Source organism: Actinomadura macrotermitis, from assembly GCF_009604375.1.
GTDB lineage: Bacteria > Actinomycetota > Actinomycetes > Streptosporangiales > Streptosporangiaceae > Spirillospora > Spirillospora macrotermitis.
In genome coordinates this window covers 77,068-95,765 of record NZ_WEGH01000003.1, presented here as the reverse complement: position 1 = coordinate 95,765, position 18,698 = coordinate 77,068, and the positions used below count along the sequence as shown (strand labels likewise).

General features: G+C 67.5%; 16 protein-coding genes and 2 CRISPR repeat arrays. Of the genes, 10 read left to right on the top strand and 6 right to left on the bottom strand.

Features of this window, described 5'->3' with window-relative positions:
• Positions 1 to 263: 263 nt before the first annotated feature.
• The 3 genes from ACRB68_RS21665 to ACRB68_RS21655 form a co-directional block, all read right to left on the bottom strand.
• Positions 264 to 1,280 (bottom strand): CU044_5270 family protein, encoded by a 1,017-nt coding sequence (locus ACRB68_RS21665; RefSeq protein ID WP_153535411.1) that lies wholly within the window; start codon positions 1,278 to 1,280, stop codon positions 264 to 266.
• Positions 1,281 to 1,282: 2 nt separating this feature from the next.
• Entirely contained in the window at positions 1,283 to 1,855 is a 573-nt protein-coding gene (locus ACRB68_RS21660) for an RNA polymerase sigma factor (protein WP_153535409.1), read from the bottom strand.
• Positions 1,856 to 2,387: 532 nt separating this feature from the next.
• Positions 2,388 to 3,248 (bottom strand): helix-turn-helix transcriptional regulator, encoded by an 861-nt coding sequence (locus ACRB68_RS21655; protein WP_153535407.1) that lies wholly within the window; start codon positions 3,246 to 3,248, stop codon positions 2,388 to 2,390.
• Positions 3,249 to 3,335: 87 nt separating this feature from the next.
• Between ACRB68_RS21655 and ACRB68_RS21650 the strand changes: the two genes are divergently transcribed.
• From ACRB68_RS21650 to ACRB68_RS21610, 9 genes are all read left to right on the top strand, one after another.
• A complete protein-coding gene (locus tag ACRB68_RS21650) occupies positions 3,336 to 4,097 on the top strand; it encodes an SDR family oxidoreductase (protein ID WP_153535405.1) in 762 nt (253 codons plus the stop codon).
• A 2-nt stretch (positions 4,098 to 4,099) separates the two neighbouring features.
• On the top strand, positions 4,100 to 4,999 hold the full coding sequence (locus ACRB68_RS21645) for an SDR family oxidoreductase (protein WP_207709787.1): 900 nt from the start codon (positions 4,100 to 4,102) through the stop codon (positions 4,997 to 4,999).
• A gap of 95 nt (positions 5,000 to 5,094) precedes the next feature.
• Positions 5,095 to 5,304 (top strand): 4-oxalocrotonate tautomerase family protein, encoded by a 210-nt coding sequence (locus tag ACRB68_RS21640; protein WP_153535401.1) that lies wholly within the window; start codon positions 5,095 to 5,097, stop codon positions 5,302 to 5,304.
• A gap of 177 nt (positions 5,305 to 5,481) precedes the next feature.
• Positions 5,482 to 5,634 carry a hypothetical protein gene (locus tag ACRB68_RS21635; protein ID WP_153535399.1) on the top strand — a complete coding sequence of 51 codons (153 nt, stop codon included), beginning with the start codon at positions 5,482 to 5,484 and terminating at the stop codon, positions 5,632 to 5,634.
• A gap of 382 nt (positions 5,635 to 6,016) precedes the next feature.
• The gene (locus ACRB68_RS21630; RefSeq protein ID WP_153535397.1) at positions 6,017 to 7,471 is read left to right on the top strand and encodes a tyrosine-type recombinase/integrase; all 1,455 of its coding nucleotides are present in this window, start codon (positions 6,017 to 6,019) and stop codon (positions 7,469 to 7,471) included.
• Positions 7,472 to 7,692: 221 nt separating this feature from the next.
• A CRISPR array of direct repeats spans positions 7,693 to 8,313; the repeat unit is 37 nt; unit sequence CCGACACCGGCCCTCACGGACCGGTCCTCATTGCGGG.
• A gap of 310 nt (positions 8,314 to 8,623) precedes the next feature.
• Positions 8,624 to 9,793 carry a type I-G CRISPR-associated RAMP protein Csb1/Cas7g gene (gene cas7g / locus ACRB68_RS21625; protein ID WP_328594556.1) on the top strand — a complete coding sequence of 390 codons (1,170 nt, stop codon included), beginning with the start codon at positions 8,624 to 8,626 and terminating at the stop codon, positions 9,791 to 9,793.
• A gap of 3 nt (positions 9,794 to 9,796) precedes the next feature.
• Positions 9,797 to 11,191, top strand: a complete 1,395-nt coding sequence (gene csb2, locus ACRB68_RS21620) for a type I-G CRISPR-associated protein Csb2 (RefSeq protein WP_153535395.1) — start codon at positions 9,797 to 9,799, stop codon at positions 11,189 to 11,191.
• Positions 11,191 to 13,989 (top strand): type I-G CRISPR-associated helicase/endonuclease Cas3g, encoded by a 2,799-nt coding sequence (gene cas3g / locus ACRB68_RS21615; RefSeq protein ID WP_153535393.1) that lies wholly within the window; start codon positions 11,191 to 11,193, stop codon positions 13,987 to 13,989. The genes csb2 and cas3g overlap by 1 nt, the downstream gene beginning before the upstream one ends.
• The gene (locus tag ACRB68_RS21610; protein ID WP_153535391.1) at positions 13,976 to 14,980 is read left to right on the top strand and encodes a type I-G CRISPR-associated protein, Cas3-extension family; all 1,005 of its coding nucleotides are present in this window, start codon (positions 13,976 to 13,978) and stop codon (positions 14,978 to 14,980) included. Before cas3g ends, ACRB68_RS21610 begins: the two co-directional genes overlap by 14 nt.
• 163 nt (positions 14,981 to 15,143) lie before the next feature.
• Positions 15,144 to 15,551: direct repeats of the CRISPR family, unit length 37 nt; unit sequence GTGTCACTGGCCCGCAGGGGCCAGCCCTCATTGCGGC.
• A gap of 489 nt (positions 15,552 to 16,040) precedes the next feature.
• On the opposite strand, the gene ACRB68_RS21605 is transcribed toward ACRB68_RS21610, so the two are convergent.
• From ACRB68_RS21605 to ACRB68_RS21595, 3 genes are all read right to left on the bottom strand, one after another.
• A complete protein-coding gene (locus tag ACRB68_RS21605) occupies positions 16,041 to 16,229 on the bottom strand; it encodes a hypothetical protein (RefSeq protein ID WP_153535389.1) in 189 nt (62 codons plus the stop codon).
• Positions 16,219 to 16,653, bottom strand: coding sequence for an ATP-binding protein (locus tag ACRB68_RS21600; RefSeq protein ID WP_153535387.1), 435 nt, complete (start codon positions 16,651 to 16,653; stop codon positions 16,219 to 16,221). The genes ACRB68_RS21605 and ACRB68_RS21600 overlap by 11 nt, the downstream gene beginning before the upstream one ends.
• Before the next feature lie 107 nt (positions 16,654 to 16,760).
• Positions 16,761 to 18,002 carry a helix-turn-helix domain-containing protein gene (locus tag ACRB68_RS21595; protein WP_153535385.1) on the bottom strand — a complete coding sequence of 414 codons (1,242 nt, stop codon included), beginning with the start codon at positions 18,000 to 18,002 and terminating at the stop codon, positions 16,761 to 16,763.
• A gap of 137 nt (positions 18,003 to 18,139) precedes the next feature.
• Here ACRB68_RS21595 and ACRB68_RS21590 point away from each other — a divergent pair, with 137 nt between their 5' ends.
• On the top strand, positions 18,140 to 18,685 hold the full coding sequence (locus ACRB68_RS21590) for a flavoprotein (RefSeq protein ID WP_328594554.1): 546 nt from the start codon (positions 18,140 to 18,142) through the stop codon (positions 18,683 to 18,685).
• Positions 18,686 to 18,698: the final 13 nt, after the last annotated feature.

Here is an 18,698-nt window from a genome sequence, read left to right as displayed (position 1 = left end):
GATCCGCTTCCGCTGAACGTCACCACCCGGCAACGCGACCTGATGACCGGTCACCTGGACAACCCTGAGCCTGCGCGCCAACGGGCATCCGGCCGAGGCGACCAATACCGGACCATGCTTCACCAGTTGTGGGCGTCCACCACGCCTGCCCTCACCGGCAGAGGAGCACGCCCGATCTCCTCGGTTGAGCTGTGGCGTGTCGCCCCTATGCGAGGCCGCACAAGAGCGACATGCCACGACTCAACGCTTGCGATGACGGACGGTTAGGGGAGGGTGGGGATCCTCGGGTCGCTGTCGGTCCAGCCGGCCCGCAGGTACAGCACCTTTTCGACCTTGCCGGGGACGTCGGGAGCGGTGCGCGACGTGCTCAGCACGAACGAGGAGTCCGGGTCGATGATCACGGTGTCGGCGACGCCGCGCCGGACCTGCACGTGCAGCCCGAATCCCTTGCGTCCGCGCTCGTCGGTGACCTCGCCCATGGCGGTGACGCCGGGCATGGTGGCGAGCATCCGGTAGGCGCCCGCGCGCACCTTCGGCGGTGCGGGAACGAAGCTGAGCAGGTCGGTCACGCAGTTCTTCACGACCTCGTCCGCGGTCCGGCCCGCGGTGGGGTGGTTGCGCGGGATCGCCCGCTTCAGCGCGCCCCTCAGCTCGCCGGGGTCGGCCGGCAGCGCCTGGACCTGCTTGAACGTCATCTCCCTGTCGCAGACCAGGAAGGTCTTCGTCCCGGTGTCCTTGGTGAACCTGGGGGAGATCGGGGCCGGGTCGGGCGAGCCGTCCCGCCGGAAGGCGGGCGCGTCCTTGGCGGTCATGGGCACGGCGCCGAGTCCCCGGTATCCGGTCCAGGAGCGGCCGTCCGGGCGGCTCCACTGCCCGATCAGCTGCCGCCCGAGCATCCAGTAGCCTCCACGCTCGTTGTGGAAGGCGCGCGACTGCACCCTCAGGACGTGCCAGTACTTGCCGGTGGCCGGTGCGGCCTCGGCGTGCCCGGCGGCGGTGAGCAGAACGGTCGTCGCCGACATCGGCTGCGTGGCGGCGGGCCCGCGGCCGGGATCGGGCGCGCGCGGGGTGGTCCCGGACGACAGGACGACCGTCGCCGTGACGGCGGCGGCGGTGGCGGTCAGGCCGAACCCGCTCCACAGGGCGGGACGGCGCCAGGCGCGGCGCGCCGGCCGCTCCGGCTCGCGCATCCCCTTGAGGAGGCGATGGCGGACGGCGGTCTCGGTTTCCGGCGTGGGCGGCTCGTCCAGCATCGTGGCGATCATCTGGAGTTCGTCCATGGTCACAGTCCTTCCGTGCAGGCGGGCAGTGCGGCGCGCAGCCTTTTGCGCGCCCGGTTCAGGCGGGAGCCGACGGTGCCGTACGGGATGCCGAGGACGTCGGCGATCTCCTCGTGGGTGAGCTGGGCCAGGGCCTTGAGCAGCACGACGTCGCGGTCCTTGGCCGACAGCGCGGCGAGCGCGCGGGCCAGCGACGGCTGGAGCCGTTCGGCCGACACCGAGGCCGCGACCCGGTCGTCGTGGCCGCCGGGGTGGCGGTCCACGCCGACCTGAGCGAGCGCCTGGTAGCGGCGGGTCTCGGTGCGGCGGTGCTGGGCGATGAGATTGGTCGCGATGCCGAACAGCCAGGGCCGGACGGACCCGCGGGACGGGTCGAAGGCGGCGCGGCTGCGGAACGCGGCGAGGAAGGTGTCGGCCACGACGTCGTCGGCCGCCTGCGGGCCGAGGCGTCCGGCGACGTAGCGATGGATATTGGCGTAATACCGGTCGTAGACGGCGGTGAAGCGGTCGCCGTCACGGACGGACGCGGTGAGCAGTTCCGCGTCCGTCGGGGCCGTGTCGGGTGGGGCGGTCAACCTGCCGCCCCTTCCGTTGAGTCCAGCATGGGCACCTCCGGGAGGATGGTCGTCACTTCTACTTCGCTCGCCTCCCGGATCGCTTTCACGCGGGCTCGCCAACCCCTCTCTCACCGCCGACGCGGTCGCACTGAAGGCCCGCGAAGCAGCCGAGGCCGCGCCGTCCCCGAGCCGGAAACCGCTGCCGATGCACTCTGGGCCATCGGTGTCCCAGGTGACGTCGTTGACCCAGCGCAGGCCGCCCGGCCGCTGCCTATGACCCACTCCTGCCCAACGAGTCCTACCGCCTCGCCCAAAGCCAGGCCCGAGCCACACGAACCGCTTCTTCCTGACCACCGGCAACGCAAGCGCTGTCACTTCTCACCGGCAATCCCAGGCTCCAAGATCGCTAGTGCTGCCCGAACACCCCGTCGAACGCTGTCGCAGATCACCTACGAAGCCAGCCCTTTGAAGCCGGCGATCAGCGAGGGGGCGGGCTCGGTCGAGGAGATGGCGTGCTGTTGAAGAGCACGGTGATCAAGCCGGCAGGTCGTCAAGGTGTCGGTTCGGCGATTTCCTGAGTGCCGATGACCGCGAGAAGGTCGAGCCGGCCGGCACTGTCCGTACCGGCCGCGGGAGTGAACCACAGCAGGCGCTGCCGGCCGTCCTCGCTGAACAGATTGAGGCAGTTGACCTCGATCACGCCGAGCGCGGGGTGGTCGAGGCGCTTGCGGTCGTCCCGCCGGAACGCCACGTCATGGTCGGCCCATAGCGCGGCGAATTCGGAGGAGGCGCCGAGCAGCGAATGGATCATCGAGGTCGCTTCGGTGTCCTTCGCGTCCCTGCGCGCGGCAGCAGCCCGTAGATCCGCGACGAAGGCACGCGACTGGGCTTCGTGATCGGATTCGGGGTAGAGACGTCGGGCATCGGGCTCGGTGAACCACCGGTGGAGGAAGCTGGCCCGAGCCCCTCGGAAACCGGACTGGTCCCCGACCAGGGCCACCGCGGCCGGGTTCTGCACGAGGGTGACGTGCAGGTCGGTGATGACCTGTGCCGGTGTCGACGCCAGCCGGTCGAGGAGATCGAGCATGCCGGGGTGCACGTGCGAGGCCGCTCCACCCTGTACGGGCACCGGGCGGTCCGCCAGGTGGAACAGGTAGTCGCGTTCGTCGGCGCTCAGGCGCAGGGCCCTGGCCAGCGCGGCGATCATTTGCCCGGACGGTTGGGACCCGGCTCCACGCTCGAGCTCGTTGTAGTAGTCCACCGATGCTCCGGCGAGCTGGGCGACCTCCTCGCGGCGCAGCCCGGGAACCCGGCGCCGGGGCCCGGCCGGGAGCCCGATGTCGGCCGGGCGGATGCGTTCACGCCGCGAACGCAGGAAAGCTCCCAGCTCGGTGTACTTCGCAGAACTCATGCCCTCCATTCTGTGCTCGGCCGGGCCGGTGGCCCAGGGGATGACGTCCCCTGGTTGCGCCGGTCAGAGCGGTGCATCGTGAAGACCATGACCACCAACCACCAAACTCATGAACCGGTGCCCGCGCGGGTCGCCGTCGTTACCGGAGGGTCACGCGGCATCGGCCGGTCGGTCTCCCGCAAGCTCGCCCAGGACGGCCTGGCCGTCGTGGTGAACTACGCCCGCGACGCGGCTGCCGCCGAGGAGACGGTGGCGGCGATCACCGCTTCCGGCGGGCAGGCGGTCTGCGTGCAGGCGGACGTGGCGGACGAGAGCGCGGTCGCCACGGTGTTCGACCGGGCGGAGCAGGAGTTCGGTGGCGTGGACGTCGTCGTGAACTGCGCCGGTCGGCTCGCTCTGTCGCCCATCGCCGAGCTCGACCTCGCCGTACTCGACGCCGTGCACCGCACCAACATCCGCGGCACTTTCGTCGTCGCCCAGCAGGCGGCCCGGCGCCTGCGTGCGGGCGGCTCCTTCGTGGGGTTCTCGACCTCCGTGGTCGGCACTCAGTTCCCCGGGTACGGCGCGTACGCGGCGAGCAAGGGCGCCATCGAGGCGATCACGCTGATCCTCGCCCGCGAGCTGCGCGGACGGGACGTCACCGTGAACACCGTCGCTCCCGGGCCCACGGCCACGGACATGTTCCTCGACGGCAAGACGGCCGAGCAGATCGGCCGGCTCGCCAAGGTCCCGCCGCTGGAGAGGCTGGGCACCCCGGAGGACATCGCCAACGTGGTCGCGTTCCTCACCAGCCCGGAAGGGCACTGGGTCAATGGCCAGATCCTGCGGACCAATGGGGGCATGGTGTGAGCGTGCGGCCGAAGGTCGTGGTGATCACGGGCGCATCCAGTGGCTTCGGAAACCTCACCGCACGCGCCCTGGCCGAGGCCGGCCACATCGTGTACGCCGGGATGCGCGCCACCACTGGCCGCAACGCACCCGCCGCCGCCACGCTCGCCCAGGTCGAGAAGGACCGCGGAGTGCAGCTCACCGCTGTGGAGATGGACGTCCAGGACCAGGAATCGGTCGACGCCGCCATCGACCATGTGATGGCCGAGCAGGGACGGGTCGATGTCGTGGTGCACAACGCCGGCCACATGGTGCTCGGACCGGCCGAGGCATTCACCGTCGCCCAGCTCGCCGGTGTCTACGACGTCAATGTGCTGTCCACACAACGGGTGAACCGCGCGGTGTTGCCGATCATGCGCCGCCAGGGACAAGGGCTGCTCGTGTGGGTCGGATCCACCTCGACCCGCGGCGGACATCCGCCTTTCCTGGCACCTTACTTCGCGGCCAAGGCCGCGATGGACGCTCTCGCCGAGAGCTACGCCGCCGAGCTGATCAAGTTCGGCATCGAGACCACCCTCGTCGTCCCCGGCGCCTATCCGAGCGGCACCGACCACTTCGCTCACGCCGGCGCACCGGCTGATACCGCCCGTTCCGCAGAGTATGAAGAGCCTTACGGCCGGCTCAGGGACACGATGGTCGAGGCCCTGAGCCGCATCTTCCCGCCGGGACGTGAGGCCCGGGAAGTGGCTGACGAAATCGTCCGCGTCGTCGGACTGCCCCATGGGGAACGACCGTTCCGCACCCATGTCGATCCCAGCCGCGACGGTAGCGAAGTGGTCTCCACCATGTACGACCGGATTCGCGCGGAGTTCTTCCACCGCGTCGGCATCGACGAACTGCTCACTCCGCGCGCCAGCCTCTGACCACGCCGGCACCAGCCGAGGGACGGCCATCGGCCTTCCCCCTCGAACAAAGACTTCCGACCCCACGGAAAAACCCACTCGAAGGAGAAAGACCCATGCCTTTCGCCAACTTCAAGGTTCCTGCGGGCACCATCACCGCCGAGGACAAGAAGAAAATCGTCGAGCGCACCACCGACCTGTACGCGGAGATCTTCGGTGAGCGGGCCCGTCCCACCACTGTCGTGCTCATCGACGAGGTCGTCGACGGCGGCTGGGGCGTCGCCGGCAACGTCCTGACCGCCGCCATGCTCAACGGCGACGCCTGACACCGACCATTAGCGTGGGGGCCCGGCGCAGCGCGCCGGGCCCCCACGCGGCCACTGGTCCGGGCCGCCCCGAACGCAACGAGGCTCCGGTTGAGCGGGACGACTGAACCACCGGAGCGCGTGTTCAGCAGACGCCCGCTCTTCGGAACATCTCGATCGACCGCATGGAGGTTCCCCATGGAGACCATGAAGTACAGCGACCTCGCCAAGCAGGGGCGCTTGCCCTGCTGTGTGATCAAGGTCGGCAGCCGCTACCGCGTCCCCACCGCCGAGTTGCTCGCGCTGCTCGGTGCCTCCCTGCCGGCCGGGGGAGTGTCGCCGGAGCGATGAGGCGACGCGCTGCGGGACGAGTTCAAGTGGCGTGCCGGGGGTTGCCGTGAGGTGACATCTCGTAGGCCTCATGTCCACTTGATCGCGTCGGATCCCAGTGATGAACGAGTGATAAAAGATCAAGGCCCTGGTCATCGCGAGGATGATCAGGGCCTTGACCTGGGGTTATGTGGAGCGGGTGACGGGAATCGAACCCGCGTAGCCAGTTTGGAAGGGGTAAATCCCGTCCAGTATCTTCACCTGCCGATCAAGGTGTTCCCTTGCTAAAGTGCAGGTCAGAGCCACAATTCCCCTGCCAGTCCCTGGCGGCCCGTATCGCCCTGTCACTCATGATCCAGTGACAAACGAGTGACAAACGATCTCCGTTTGCGAGGTGCTCGAAATGGGCTTCACTCGTCGGCGTCCCGGCAAGGACGGCCGAGTCGGCTACCAGGCTCTCTACGATGACGCGCGCGGCGTCCGCCAGACCGCCGGTACCTTCACCACCCGCAAAGCAGCCGACAAGGCGTGGCAGCGCGCCGAAGCCCGCATCGCCGAAGGCAAACCTGGGGATCCACGCCGGGGCAAACAGACCTTTCGCACCTACGTCGAAGACCGCTGGCTGCCCAACCACCGAATGGAGGCGACCACCCGCCAGGACTACGTCTACGCGATCAAGGCGCACATCATGCCCTACTTCGCGGACATGAAGATGCGCGACATCACCTCGGAGACCGTCCGCGAGTGGATCACCCACCTCAAGCAGAACGGCGTCTCCGCCCACCGGATCAAGTACTGCAAGACCTCGATCCTCAACGCCATCTTCACCACGGCCGTCAACGACGGCGTGATCATCTACCACCCCAGCCGCGGAGTAGCCACCGACCCCGTCCCCGAGAAACCCCGACGCACGATCACCCCGGAGCAGTTCGACCTCATCTACAACGCGCTTCCCGACGCCGACGCTCAGCTCCTCGTCGAGACCGACATCGAGAGCGGCCTGCGCTGGGGCGAACTGACCGAACTCCGCGTCAAGGACCTCGACACGCGAACCCGCGTCCTGACCGTCAGCCGCGCCGTCGTCGAACTCGTCCCCGAATACCACCCCGAGGGCAAGCGCTTCCTCGTCAAGGAATACCCCAAGGACAAGCGCACCCGCCGCTTCAAGCTCAGCCCCCAAATAACCACCAAGCTCAAAGCTCACATCGAAGCCCAGAACCTAACCTCGAACGACCTCCTCTTCGCCCGCCGTCACACCCCTCCCAAGCCACCCCTCCACCTCGTGGAACCAACCGACCCGACCTTCACTGCTCCCAACGGCCGCACCTACGCCCATGGCACGATCACCGCCTACAACCTAGGCAAATGCAAGTGCGACCACTGCCGAGGCGCCTATGCCGCCTACCGCGCGTCCCGCCGCGCTAAGGGCAAGGACAACCCCCGCAAGCCTCGCGTCGTCGACACCGACCCGCACATCTCCGCGAACTGGTTCCGCAAGCACTGCTGGCACCCCGCCCGCGACGCCGCCGCCCTCGACTGGTCACCCCGCATCCACGACCTACGCCACGCCCACGCCTCATGGCTCCTGGCCGGCGGCGCAGATCTCCAGGTCGTCAAGGAACGCCTCGGCCACCGCAAGATCTCCACCACCGAGCGCTACCTTCACACTCTCCCCACTGCCGACGAGACCGCCCTCGAAGCCCTCAACAAGATCCGCAATACCTTCGCCATCACAGACCTCGACCTCCAAGGCCAACTCCAGGAGGCCCAAGCCAAGATCGCCCAACTCCAAGCAGCCCTCGCCGACCAGCTCCTAGTCGAGCGCGCTAACCCCACCCGCAACCTGCGTTCGCTGTAGTGGACCATCCGACCATCCGACCATCCGACCATCCGACCATCCGACCATCCGACCATCTGCCGTCCGCCCCGTAGGGCATGATCTGGATCGACTTCGGAACCTCAAGTACCCATGAAATCCCTGGGAGGTTCCGAAGCGGAGACGACCGCAGTCGGGCATAAAACGGGCAGCCACTATGGCGAAGGGTGGGTACAAGCGGTAATCATGCCTGTTCAAACAGGCCGACACCGGCCCTCACGGACCGGTCCTCATTGCGGGTACGTATGCCACGTTCTGGCCCGGCCCGGGTGTGGCCGACACCGGCCCTCACGGACCGGTCCTCATTGCGGGACCCAGACCGAGGCACAGGCGATCGCCGAGACCCCCCGACACCGGCCCTCACGGACCGGTCCTCATTGCGGGCGCAAAAAGGTGTGGCGCGCGCTGCGCGCACTCCACCGACACCGGCCCTCACAGACCGGTCCTCATTGCGGGCTCTACGACGCCTACAAGGCCGTGCCCAAGCGCATCCCGACACCGGCCCTCACGGACCGGTCCTCATTGCGGGCGGGCGTGCTTCAACACTGTGGACATGGACAACCCCGCCGACACCGGCCCTCACTGATCGGTCCTTATTGCGGGAGGTGCCCGCTCATACGACGGGTCGACATGTGCGGCCGACACCGGTCCTCACGGACCGGTCCTCATTGCGGGTGGGTGGGCGGCGTCACCCAGGCTGTTACCACGACCCAGTCGACACCGGTCCTTACGGACCGGTCCTCATTGCGGCATGGAGATGAACGCGAACGCATAAATGCAGGCGGCGCCGACACCGGCCCTCACAGTCCGGTCCTCATTGCGGCAGGCCCGCGCCGCGCGGGCACTCCTGCTCGGCGGTGCCGACACCGGCCCTTACGGAGCGGTCCTCATTGCGGCCACATGTCGAAGACGGCACCTTCGGCCAGGCACCACCGACACCGGCCTTCGCAGACCGGCCCTCATTGCGGCTGTGCCGCGAGAGTGTCCTGGCGGGGGGAATTGAGTTCCCGACACCGGCTCTCGCCGACCGGTCCCTCTTCACAGTTGAAACCAACGGGCTTGGGCTCCAGGTGACGACGCCTTCTGCGTGAAGTTCGCTAAAAGTGTCGGCAGTGTGGCGTAGCGTCTCGTCGTGTGATCGACGCCATATTGAGCGGAGATGGTCTGATGGCTTCACGAATGGTTGAGCGGCTGCTGGCGGCCGTGGGTGAAGATCGGGTGGACGCAGGGATTGCGATCCACGGTGTGTACCGGGCAGCCGCCGACGACAAGATCATGCCGCCGACGTTCCCCGACGGGCCCTATCTCTTGGAAAAACGCCGCGTCGACGGGCAGCCGCGCGAGACGGTCGTGCTTGACCAAGTGCCCTCGCAGGCCAACCGGATTGAGGAAGCCCTTCTTGCCGCACGAGACAAGGGACGGATCGAACTTCCGCTCTTCGAGCTCCAAGCCGAGACAAGCCGCGGGCTGGTGCGGCTGACCTCGTTGGAGTTCCCACATCGCTACGCGGACGCCTACCTGCGCGACAGTCACGTGGACGGTGTTCGCTTCGACCGGAGCCCTGCCGGGCAGCGGCTGCGGCAGGTGTCCGCCGAAGACTCGCGTCCGCTGTTCGAGCGCGATCCCGGATCACTCATCTTCGGCGCCTGGGACTCGCACCGGAAGGGGCGGTGGCCTAAGTTCGCCCGGCTCTACACATCCACCATGTTCGGCCTCGACCCCCAGGAGGGCGAGCGCCGCAGCATGCGCAAGGACCCGATCAACATGTCCGGAGCCATCGACGACAAGACCAAGGCCGAAGGCGATTGGAAGTTCATTCCGATCAACGAGAAGTCGAAGGGCAAGCGACTCAGCGAGATCGGCCATGGCCACGTGCTCGGCAGCGTGCCCCCAGGCGGGATGTCCATCAGCGAGGCACGCCGGGACGCGTGGATCTCGCTCGCTGGCCTGGAGCGGCTGCGTTTCGGCGACGTCCCGGACGAGACGGCCTGCCTGGCGAGGGCGACGCTGCTCGCCCTCGCGATCGCCGGTGACCGGCTCTGTTTCGTCCGGCCCTCGGCTTGGCTGCGATCGGGCTGTGACCTGGTGCGCGTGCGGGAGACGCTGGCGTTCGAGCAGGACGGCGGCGCAGTGGAGGAGTTCTCTCTGACCTCTGCCGAGGCGATCGAGGTCTTCCATGAGCTGCGTGACCGGACGGCCAAGGCCGGCCTGGTGATGGCCTCCGACACGATCCTGCTGACGCCGATACCGAGCCTGGCCGAGGCGATCGAGCATGCGGTGACCAAGGCGACCGGCGAGGAGTGATCGGTGCCGTTGTCGATCGTGGTGGACCTGCGCGATGGCCGTTACGACGCCGCTGGACGGCGCCCCGACCAGGCTGAGTGGCCGCCTCACCCGGCAAGGGTGTTCTGTGCCCTGATGGCGTCCGCGGTGCACGACGAGCACTTCCACGCCCTGCGCTGGCTGGAGGCTGCCGGGACACCGGAGGTATGGGCCTCGGAGGAGCATACGACCGTACGACGCGACGGTTACGTGGTGGCCAATGCCACCGACAAGAAAGCGACCAGTCAGCATGCCCTGGGCCGTTCAGGCCGGAAGAAGACGCGCTTCAGCGCCGAGCCAGCCTGCCCCCGGTTCGCCATCGTCTGGCCGACTGCGACCCCGCCGCCTGAGACCCTCGGCACCCTGTCCCGGTTGGCGCGTAACGTCCCCTACCTGGGACGTTCGACGTCATCGGTCGTGCTCCACGTCTCTGACGCGGCCATCCCCATGCAGGATGAATGGGCGCGCTTCGTCCCTGCCCGCATCGGCGATTATGCGGAGTTCTCCTTCCGCGCGCCCTACCAGGGTTACGTTGACCGTCTGCGTGAACTGCACGAACGCGGAGACCGCTCCTGGAACGCCGATCAGGAGGTTCCCTACACACGCCCCGGAGCCGTCCCACCCGAGCCGCCGGCTCGGTCGCCCTTCAACGAGATGCTGGTCTTCGGCTTCCCGGCGGGAAGGGTGAAGCCGCCCGGCGACTCGCTGCTGGCGGTCACGTCCCTCCTGCGGGCGGCGGTCATGGCGCGGATCGGCACTGACATCCCCGCCGAGATCTCCGGGCACGGTGCGGACACCTCTGCACACGCCGCCTACCTGGCGCTGCCGAACGTAGGCAACCAGCATGCCGACGGCCGCTTGCTCGGCATCGCCGTCGCCGTTCCCGAAGAGCTGTCCCGCAACGCCTACGCGCGACTTTGGGGCGCGCTGATCGAACGCCCGCTACGGCGGCTGACGACCGACGGCGGACGCAGCCTGGACGTCGAGTACCTGTCCACCACCGCCCTGTCCTGGGGGCTGAAGCCCGAACGCTGGACCGCCGCAGACAAGGGCGGCTCCCGCACATGGATCACCGCCACACCGATGATGCTGGACCGCTTTCCCGGCCGCAGGCGGGCTGACGACGGCATCCTTAAAGACATCCACCGCTCATTGACCGCCCTGGGCTACCCCGACCCGGTCGAACTCGAGTTCTCGCCCGCCTCGATGGTCAAAGGGGCGCTGCACCGCCCCCGGCGCGACAGCATGCCGCCGAACCGGCCGATCAAGCCGATGGTCCACGTGAAGGTGACCTTCGACCGCCCGCTCATCGGCCCCTTCCTGCTCGGCGCGATGCGATATCTCGGGCTCGGGCTGTTCGTGCCCGCGAAGGAAGAGTGATGAGCGACCTGACTCCCGCCGACTTCACAGCCTTCCTGCAAGAAGTGCACGGACACGCACCGTTCCCATGGCAGCAGGCACTCGTGGACGAGGTCCTCCGTGCGGGTCGCTGGCCGGACGTCCTCAACGTCCCGACCGGGCTGGGCAAGACCTCGGTCATCGACGTCTTCGCCTTCGTCGCCGCGGCCCGACCCGACATTGCGCGCCGCCGGCTGTTCTTCGTCGTGGACCGCCGTCTCATCGTGGATGAGGCGTACGAGCACGCCACCCGCCTTGCCGAAGCGCTGACCGAACGCGCCGGCTCGTGGAGCGCACGCGTTGCCGAAGCCCTCATTCAGGACGGTGACTCCGTGCCGCTTCAGGTCACCCGGATGCGCGGCGGCGTCACCTGGTCATGGCGCTGGCTGGAACGCCCTGACCGGTTCGCCGTGGTCGTCGGCACCGTCGACCAGGTCGGCAGCCGCCTGCTGTTCCGCGGCTATGGCGTCAGTGAGCACCTGCGTTCCATCGATGCCGCGCTGGTCGGTACCGACAGCCTCATCGTGATCGACGAAGCGCATCTGGCCGAGCCCTTCCGCCGGACGGTCCGGACTATCCAGGCGCTGGAATCCGCCGACAGCGCCCCCACTGTCGTCACGATGTCCGCGACCATCCCCGACGAACCGTCCCTGTGGGTGCACAGCATCAGCGAGGACGACGAACGCCATGAACATGCCGGCAAGCGCCTGCACGCATCGCGTTACCTCCATTTGCTGGCCCCTACCGTCACCAAGAAGAGCGCGATGACGGTCCTACCGCGGACCATGGCCGACTGGGCGCGCCGACTGGCCGGGCCGGACGATTCGGGTCATGTGATCGGCGTCATCTGCAACACCGTGGCGCGTGCCCGAGCCGTTTTCGACCTTCTTGACGGTGCCGTTCTGCTCACCGGCCGCATCCGCCCGATCGACCGCGACTACTTGCTCCAGCGGTATTACGACCGGCTCCGTGCGGGCCGCCGCCGCGAACCGGGCGAGCCGCTGATCGTGGTGGCGACTCAGACGATCGAGGTCGGCGCGAACGTGGATTTCGACGCGATCATCACGGAATCAGCGGCACTGCCGGCGCTCATCCAGCGGCTTGGACGGCTCAACCGACTCGGCTCGCTGCCGGTAAGCCACGCCTTGGTCGTCCACGACACCAGCGTGGGTCAGGACGATCCGGTCTACGGAACCGCACGCGCCGCGACGTGGACATGGCTGACCGAGCAAGCGCCGCTGCTTCCTGCCAAGGCGAAAGAGCTCGCCGAAGGTCTCCTTGTTTCACCCGTGGCGCTGCGCAACCTTCTTTGGGACGTGGACGAGAGTGCGCAGGCGGACATGCAGCCGGCCGCGCCCTACATCCCCCATCTCACGGCGGAAATCCTCGACGTTTGGACCAGGACGTCACCCGTCCCCCGACCGGACCCCGCTGTACCGCCCTTCCTGCACGGCATCGACCACGGCCGCCCTGACGTCTCCATCGTCTGGCGTGCAGGACTGCCCGCGGACATCACTGAATGGGAGACCGCCTTAGCCGCGGTGCCTCCCACGGCTGAAGAGACGCTCGCGGTTCCCCATGTCGCCGCCCTCCGCTGGCTCACGGGTATAGCCGACACGAGCACATCCGACCTGGAGGGGCAGGCGGACGACAGCGAGACGACTCCGGCGGAAGATCTCGTCGCCGTCCGCTACCTCGGCCCGGCCGATCCGCCGATCCCCATTGCACCCGACGATCTGCGTCCGGGCGATCTCATCGTCGTCGCCGCTGAGCGCGGTGGCTGCGACCGGTACGGCTGGAACCCCGCTTCCACCGTGATGGTGACCGACGTCGCCGATCTCGCCGAACGACGCGGACGCCCCCTACTACGGCTGCGGCCAGAGCTGAAAATCACGCTGCGCGAATATGAAGAGGCGCTGCTGCCGGGCTTCATCGGGTTGCTCGACCTCCTGCAAAGTCCGGGCGATCAGCCCCCAGCACGTGCGTTCAAGGATGGGCTGCCGGGTGTTGGAGATGAGGAGACCCCCTTCGCGAGGAACCTGCGTCGTCTCAAGGCAAGCTGCACGGTGATCCCGCAGTACAGCGCCAACGATGGCCGGTTGGCAGCGGTGATCCTGGCAACCAAAGGAGGGGAGTTTCGCAGCGACGAAGGAGCGCTGGACTCGTCGGCCACCGCCCGCCGCCAAGTCGGCCTGATGGAGCATCAGGAAGATGTAGCCAAACAGGCGGCACAGTTCGCCATCAACCTCGGTCTTCCCGAGGAACAGCGAACCGCCGTGGAGAAAGCCGCGTTCATGCACGATGAGGGCAAACGCGATCCCCGCTTCCAGGCGATGCTCTATCAACGTCCACTACGGGCACAGCCGGATGACGCGCCGATCCTGGCCAAGTCCGGCATGGACCCGGCCGACCGCGCCGCTTTCCGCTGCGCCCGTCGCTTGGCCGAGTACCCCGGCGGCCTGCGGCATGAGGCGTTCTCGACGCGCGTCGCCCAGCAGCTCGACCAGCCCAGTGACCTGGTGCTGCACCTGATCGCCACCCATCACGGCCGGGCCAGACCACTGCTGCCACCGATCGACGACCCGGCCCCGCAACCGGTGCAGATCGGTGATCTAACCAGTACGGACCACAGCATCGACTGGGCCGCGCCGGAACGCTTCGCCGCGCTCAACCGCACACACGGACGCTGGCGGCTCGCCTTACTGGAAGCCATCGTCCGCCTGGCCGACATCTGGTGCTCCGAGCGAGACGGTGGCGAGGTTCTCGATGCCGGCCGTTGAACTCCCTGCACTTGATGGCCGGGACCCGCTGGGCTTCCTGGCCACCCTCGGCCTGCTCCACCTGCTGTCAGCCGAACTCGACGGCCAAGCCGAGCTCTCCTTCTCCGACTTCACGGGCCGAGCGGTGCTGCACAGCCCCCTGATCTCCATCGAGGAGATCACCGCCGTCCTCGTCAAAATCGTTGACCGGGCCGGTGACGACACGGCCATTGTCGGCGTAGACGACCGCTTCCCGCTCCGGCGTCCCGATCAGTCCGCCGCCCGCGCGGCGAAGGAGGCCGGAGGCGAGAAGGATCCGATGCGCGTACCACGGGACCAGTACCCCGTGCTCGCTGCGAAGGTCGCCGAACTCGGTGAAGAGGCTGGCCGCTGGCTCACCCACCTGGTCACCGACCTAGCTGTGGACGGCAAAGGACAGGCCGCCCTCACTCCGTATTGTGCGCCAGCGGGGAAGCAGAGCTTCCGATCGTTCTTCGCCACCCCCTTGCAAGAGGTGAGGAAGAATGCCAGCGGCTACCTTCGCGAAGCGCTGACAGGCTGGCGCCGCATCGACAACTTCACCGGTGAGTACCTCGACTATCGAGTTATTCGCGACGCCGCGGACCACCCCTTGGGCAAGTCCACCGAATCGGGAGTGCCTGGCGCCACGTGGCTGGCCACCCAATCCCTGCTGCTGTTCCGCCTGACCGGCGACGGCAATCGTGTCGCCGCGACGTTGTGGCACCGCCACGGTCGCCGCCAGGTGATGATCTGGCCGCTGTGGTCACAGCCGTTGAACGTGTCCGCCGTGATGACCCTGCTTGAGCACCCGGCCTTGGCCCCTGACCCCGAACCGCCGTTGGCTCTGTCCAAGCACCCTCTCCAAGCCCTGGGCGTCTTCGCTGTCGCGGCGACAGAGCGTAGACCTCTCCGGGAGACCAAGTCCGCCGGCGTCCTGCTGCCCATCCCCATCACATGGCGGCAGAGAACCGAAGTGACGAGCAGTTCATAGTCCCTGCGCGGAACTCACGAAGATCAGATAATGGTTCGGAACCCCAAGCGCCCATGAAATCCCTAGGAGGTTCCGAAGGACGAACAGTATCTCTGGGGGACGAGTCGCCCATCATAGGGAAGCGGATATGACTCCGCAGGGTAGTCATGCCTGTTCAAAAGCCGTGTCACTGGCCCGCAGGGGCCAGCCCTCATTGCGGCGACGACGACGAACTGCGCGCCGCGGTCACCGCCGTCGGTGTCACTGGCCCGCAGGGGCCAGCCCTCATTGCGGCATCGCGAACCTGACCACGCTGTCCGACCGCGGTTTCGTGTCACTGGCCCGCAGGGGCCAGCCCTCATTGCGGCACGCAGATTTACGAGCAGCTTGTAGAGGCGAACAAGCAGGTGTCACTGGCCCACAGGGGTCAGCCCTCATTGCGGCCGGTCGGTCAGGGTGCCGCCGTAGTCGACGGCCACGCGTGTCACTGGCCCGCGAGGGCCAGCCCTCATTGCGGCGTCCTGACCGCTGTCGCGTTGCTGGGTGTCACTCCGCGTGTCACTGGCCCGCGGGGGCCAGCCCTCATTGCGGCGCGCTACGGTGGGAACGTGTCGGGGTACAGGCACGTGTCACTGGCCCGCGGGGCCAGCCCTCATCGCGATCGCGAGACCAAGACGGACCAGCTCAGCGTACTGCTACGCGTCACTGGCCCTCGGGGGCCAGCCCTCATTGCGGCGTCTCCATGCGGGTCCCCGAGCCCGTCATCGTCGACGGTGTCACTGGCCTGCAAGGGCCAGCCCTCATTGTGGCCACTTGCCAACCAGCCATGCCGAGTAGTACGTGATCGTGTCGCTGGCTCACGAAGACCAGTCCTTATGGCGAAGTCCGCGATGAGTTCGGAGTGAGAGATCGCCGCGGTAGTGTCACCGGCCTTTGTTTGGACGATCGGCAGGCATAGAAGCCTGTGCGATGCCACCTGACGCCCCGCTGGCTCTTATTCGGCAGCAACGCGACGCAGTAGCCAGTTTGGGCGGCAAGTGCTACTGGCACTTAGTCGGTCATCTTTGTGACAGCCAGGTCGTCAGTGACTCGTGTCCGACCTGGCGGAGGCAGAGCCGAGCAAGCGCTGCAAGTCATAGGCGGTTGTGGCGGCGACGACGTGTCCGTAGGTCAGCGGCAGAGCGATGAAGTGGTGGGTGTAGGTGCCGTAGATGATCGCCCAGTCGGGGTAGCGGCGGTCGAGTTCGGCGGCGGTCTCCTCAGGAGTCATCGGTGACGTCCCGGGGGAGGGGGCCGAGTCGGGCCCAGACGGTCTTGCCGCGGGCCGGAGTCGTCGTGCAGCCCCAGGCCGTCGAGAGTTCGCGGACGATGTGCAGGCCGCGGCCGCTGGTCGCGCTGCTGTCGTCGATCTGCTGTTCGCGGGGTTCGCCAGGGGCGTCGTCCCACACCTTGATCTCGATCTCGCCAGATGGGTGGAGGATGAGCAGGAGGGCGATGGTGGGGGCGCGCAAGGCGGCGTTGGTGACCAGTTCGGAGGCCACGAGTTCGAGGTCGTCGCAGAGGGGCTGCATGCCCCACGCCTGTGCGGTCAAGGTGGTCAGTGTTCTTGCCAGGCGCGGGGCGAAGCTGTTGTCGCTGAGCAGGGCGGCGAAGCTGGGTCGGTCTGTGGGCTGGTGAAGAGGGAAGTGGCTCACGGCTGGTCCTTGGTGCAAGGCGCGGCACGGGTGGTGACGTCGTGCAGGTCGCGATGACCGTAAGCCGGGGGCGTTGCGGGAACCCCAACTCGCAGTTGGGGTTCGCCTCAGAGGAGTTGGAGGCGGCGGGCGAGGTCGAGCAGCCGGGCGTCGGGCCGGCGGCTCAGCGAGGCGAGCGAAGCCATGATGATCTCGCGGACGATGGGGTTGTAGAGGATCGTCTCCGCTGATGCGTGCTCGGATTCGTACAGGGAGTGCAGCGCGGCGGCCAGCTCGCCGCGGGTCCAGTGCCCGCGGGCGAGGTCGAGTTTGTGCTGTGCCTGCCGGTTCGTGGAGAGGACGCGGGACTCGTCGATGCTGTTTGCCCGGGTAAGCCCCGACTTTGCCTTGCCGCTCTCGATATCGATGGCTACCGCGTAGATCCCGACATTGCCTTCGCTGAACATCGTCAGGTTGTTGTGGTGGCTCGGGCCGAGACGGTCTGCTGCTTCGGCGGCGCGGTCCCAGAGGCGCCACGCGTCCGCAGGGCGGTTGTCGCGCGCGTATCCGATCGCCGTGAACAGGTAGAGGCTGCCGCACAGTGACAATGCATCAGAGGATCGGTTGCTCAGCGGCTGAAGATGACTGGTTGCCGAGCCGGTGATGTCCTCCACCTCATCGAAGCGGCCGCCGGCGAGCGCCGCCATGCAGGACGTCCAAGCCGAGACGCCCAGGAGGAGCGGGTCGTCAGCCTCCTCGGCGGCGACCATGGCACGGTCGGCGGCGCGTACGGCCAGTTCAGGCTCACCGACGCAATACAGGAAGCGCTGAGCCATCTGGAAGACCTCGGCCAGCAGCGCCCAGGTGCGGCGGCGGCCCGGCTCAGGAGTGGCACGGTGAAGGTCGATGGCATCGCGCAGCAGGTCGGGCACGATGATCCCGAGCGCTGTGTAGGGAGTACGCGATCCGTGCCAGGCGTGCCACGCCTGAGCGATGCGCTTCTCCACCTTGCGGATCTCGGCGGGCAGGCCGGGACGCGAGGCGCCGGGCAGCGTGGGTGCGGACAGGATGCGTCGCACCAGCGGCACGGCTTGATGGGTCGGGCGTCCTTTGGGAAGAACCGCGAAGGTCAGGACGCCTAGTTTCTCACCGACCAGGGAGCCCAGGTCGGTGACGCCCAAGACCTGTGCCAACTGCATGACGGTGGACAGCTTGTCCAAGGGCTGCTCGCCACGTTCGACCTGGCGCAACCACTCAGGTGAGCGGCCGCAGAGTTCGGCGCAGGCTCCGACTCCGAGGCCGCGTCGTAGGCGGAGGGCGCGGACGCGCAGCCCTACCCGGCGGTCAAGGTCGTCCTTCTCGTCAGCCATCTGCCTGGCTTTCGCTTCTGCGTATCCGCTGTCTCACTCATTGTTATCCGGATGCGGTGGTCTGGGTGGTCTTTTGGAGCGGGTGGGCGCAGGTTCGTGGCAGGGTGGTGCCGGAGTGGCGAGCGAGGGAGGGCCTCGTGTCCGACGGGCCGGTGCTGTATGTGATCGCGTGCGGTGGGCGTCCGGGCGCTGACCTTCCGGACTTCGTTCGGCGGTTGCAGAGCGAAGGCTGGATTGTGTGCGTCATTGCCACACCGTCCGGGACGAAGTTCGTTGATGCCGAGAAGCTGGCTGCGATCACCGGATACCCGGTGCGGTCGGACTACAAGCGACCCGAAGAGCCTGATGTGCTGCCGTCGGCCGATGCCTTCGCGGTCGTTCCCGCGACGTTCAACACGATCAACAAGTGGGCGCACGGCACGAGCGACACGCTGGCCCTCGGGCTGCTCAACGAGGCGATCGGGCTTGAACTGCCGATTGTGGCTGTGCCGTGGCCCAACGTGGCTTTGGCGCGTCACCCGGTCTTCGCGAGGAGCGTTGCCGAGTTGCGAGCGTGGGGCGTGGACGTCTTGCTGGATGTCTCCTGGCTGCCTGCTCCTGACTCTGGTGAGGCCGGGAAGGGGACCTTCCCCTGGGCGGAGCTCCATCAGAAGCTCTCGGCGGTTCGGCTGAGCCTCGGCTAAGCCTGCTTGCGGC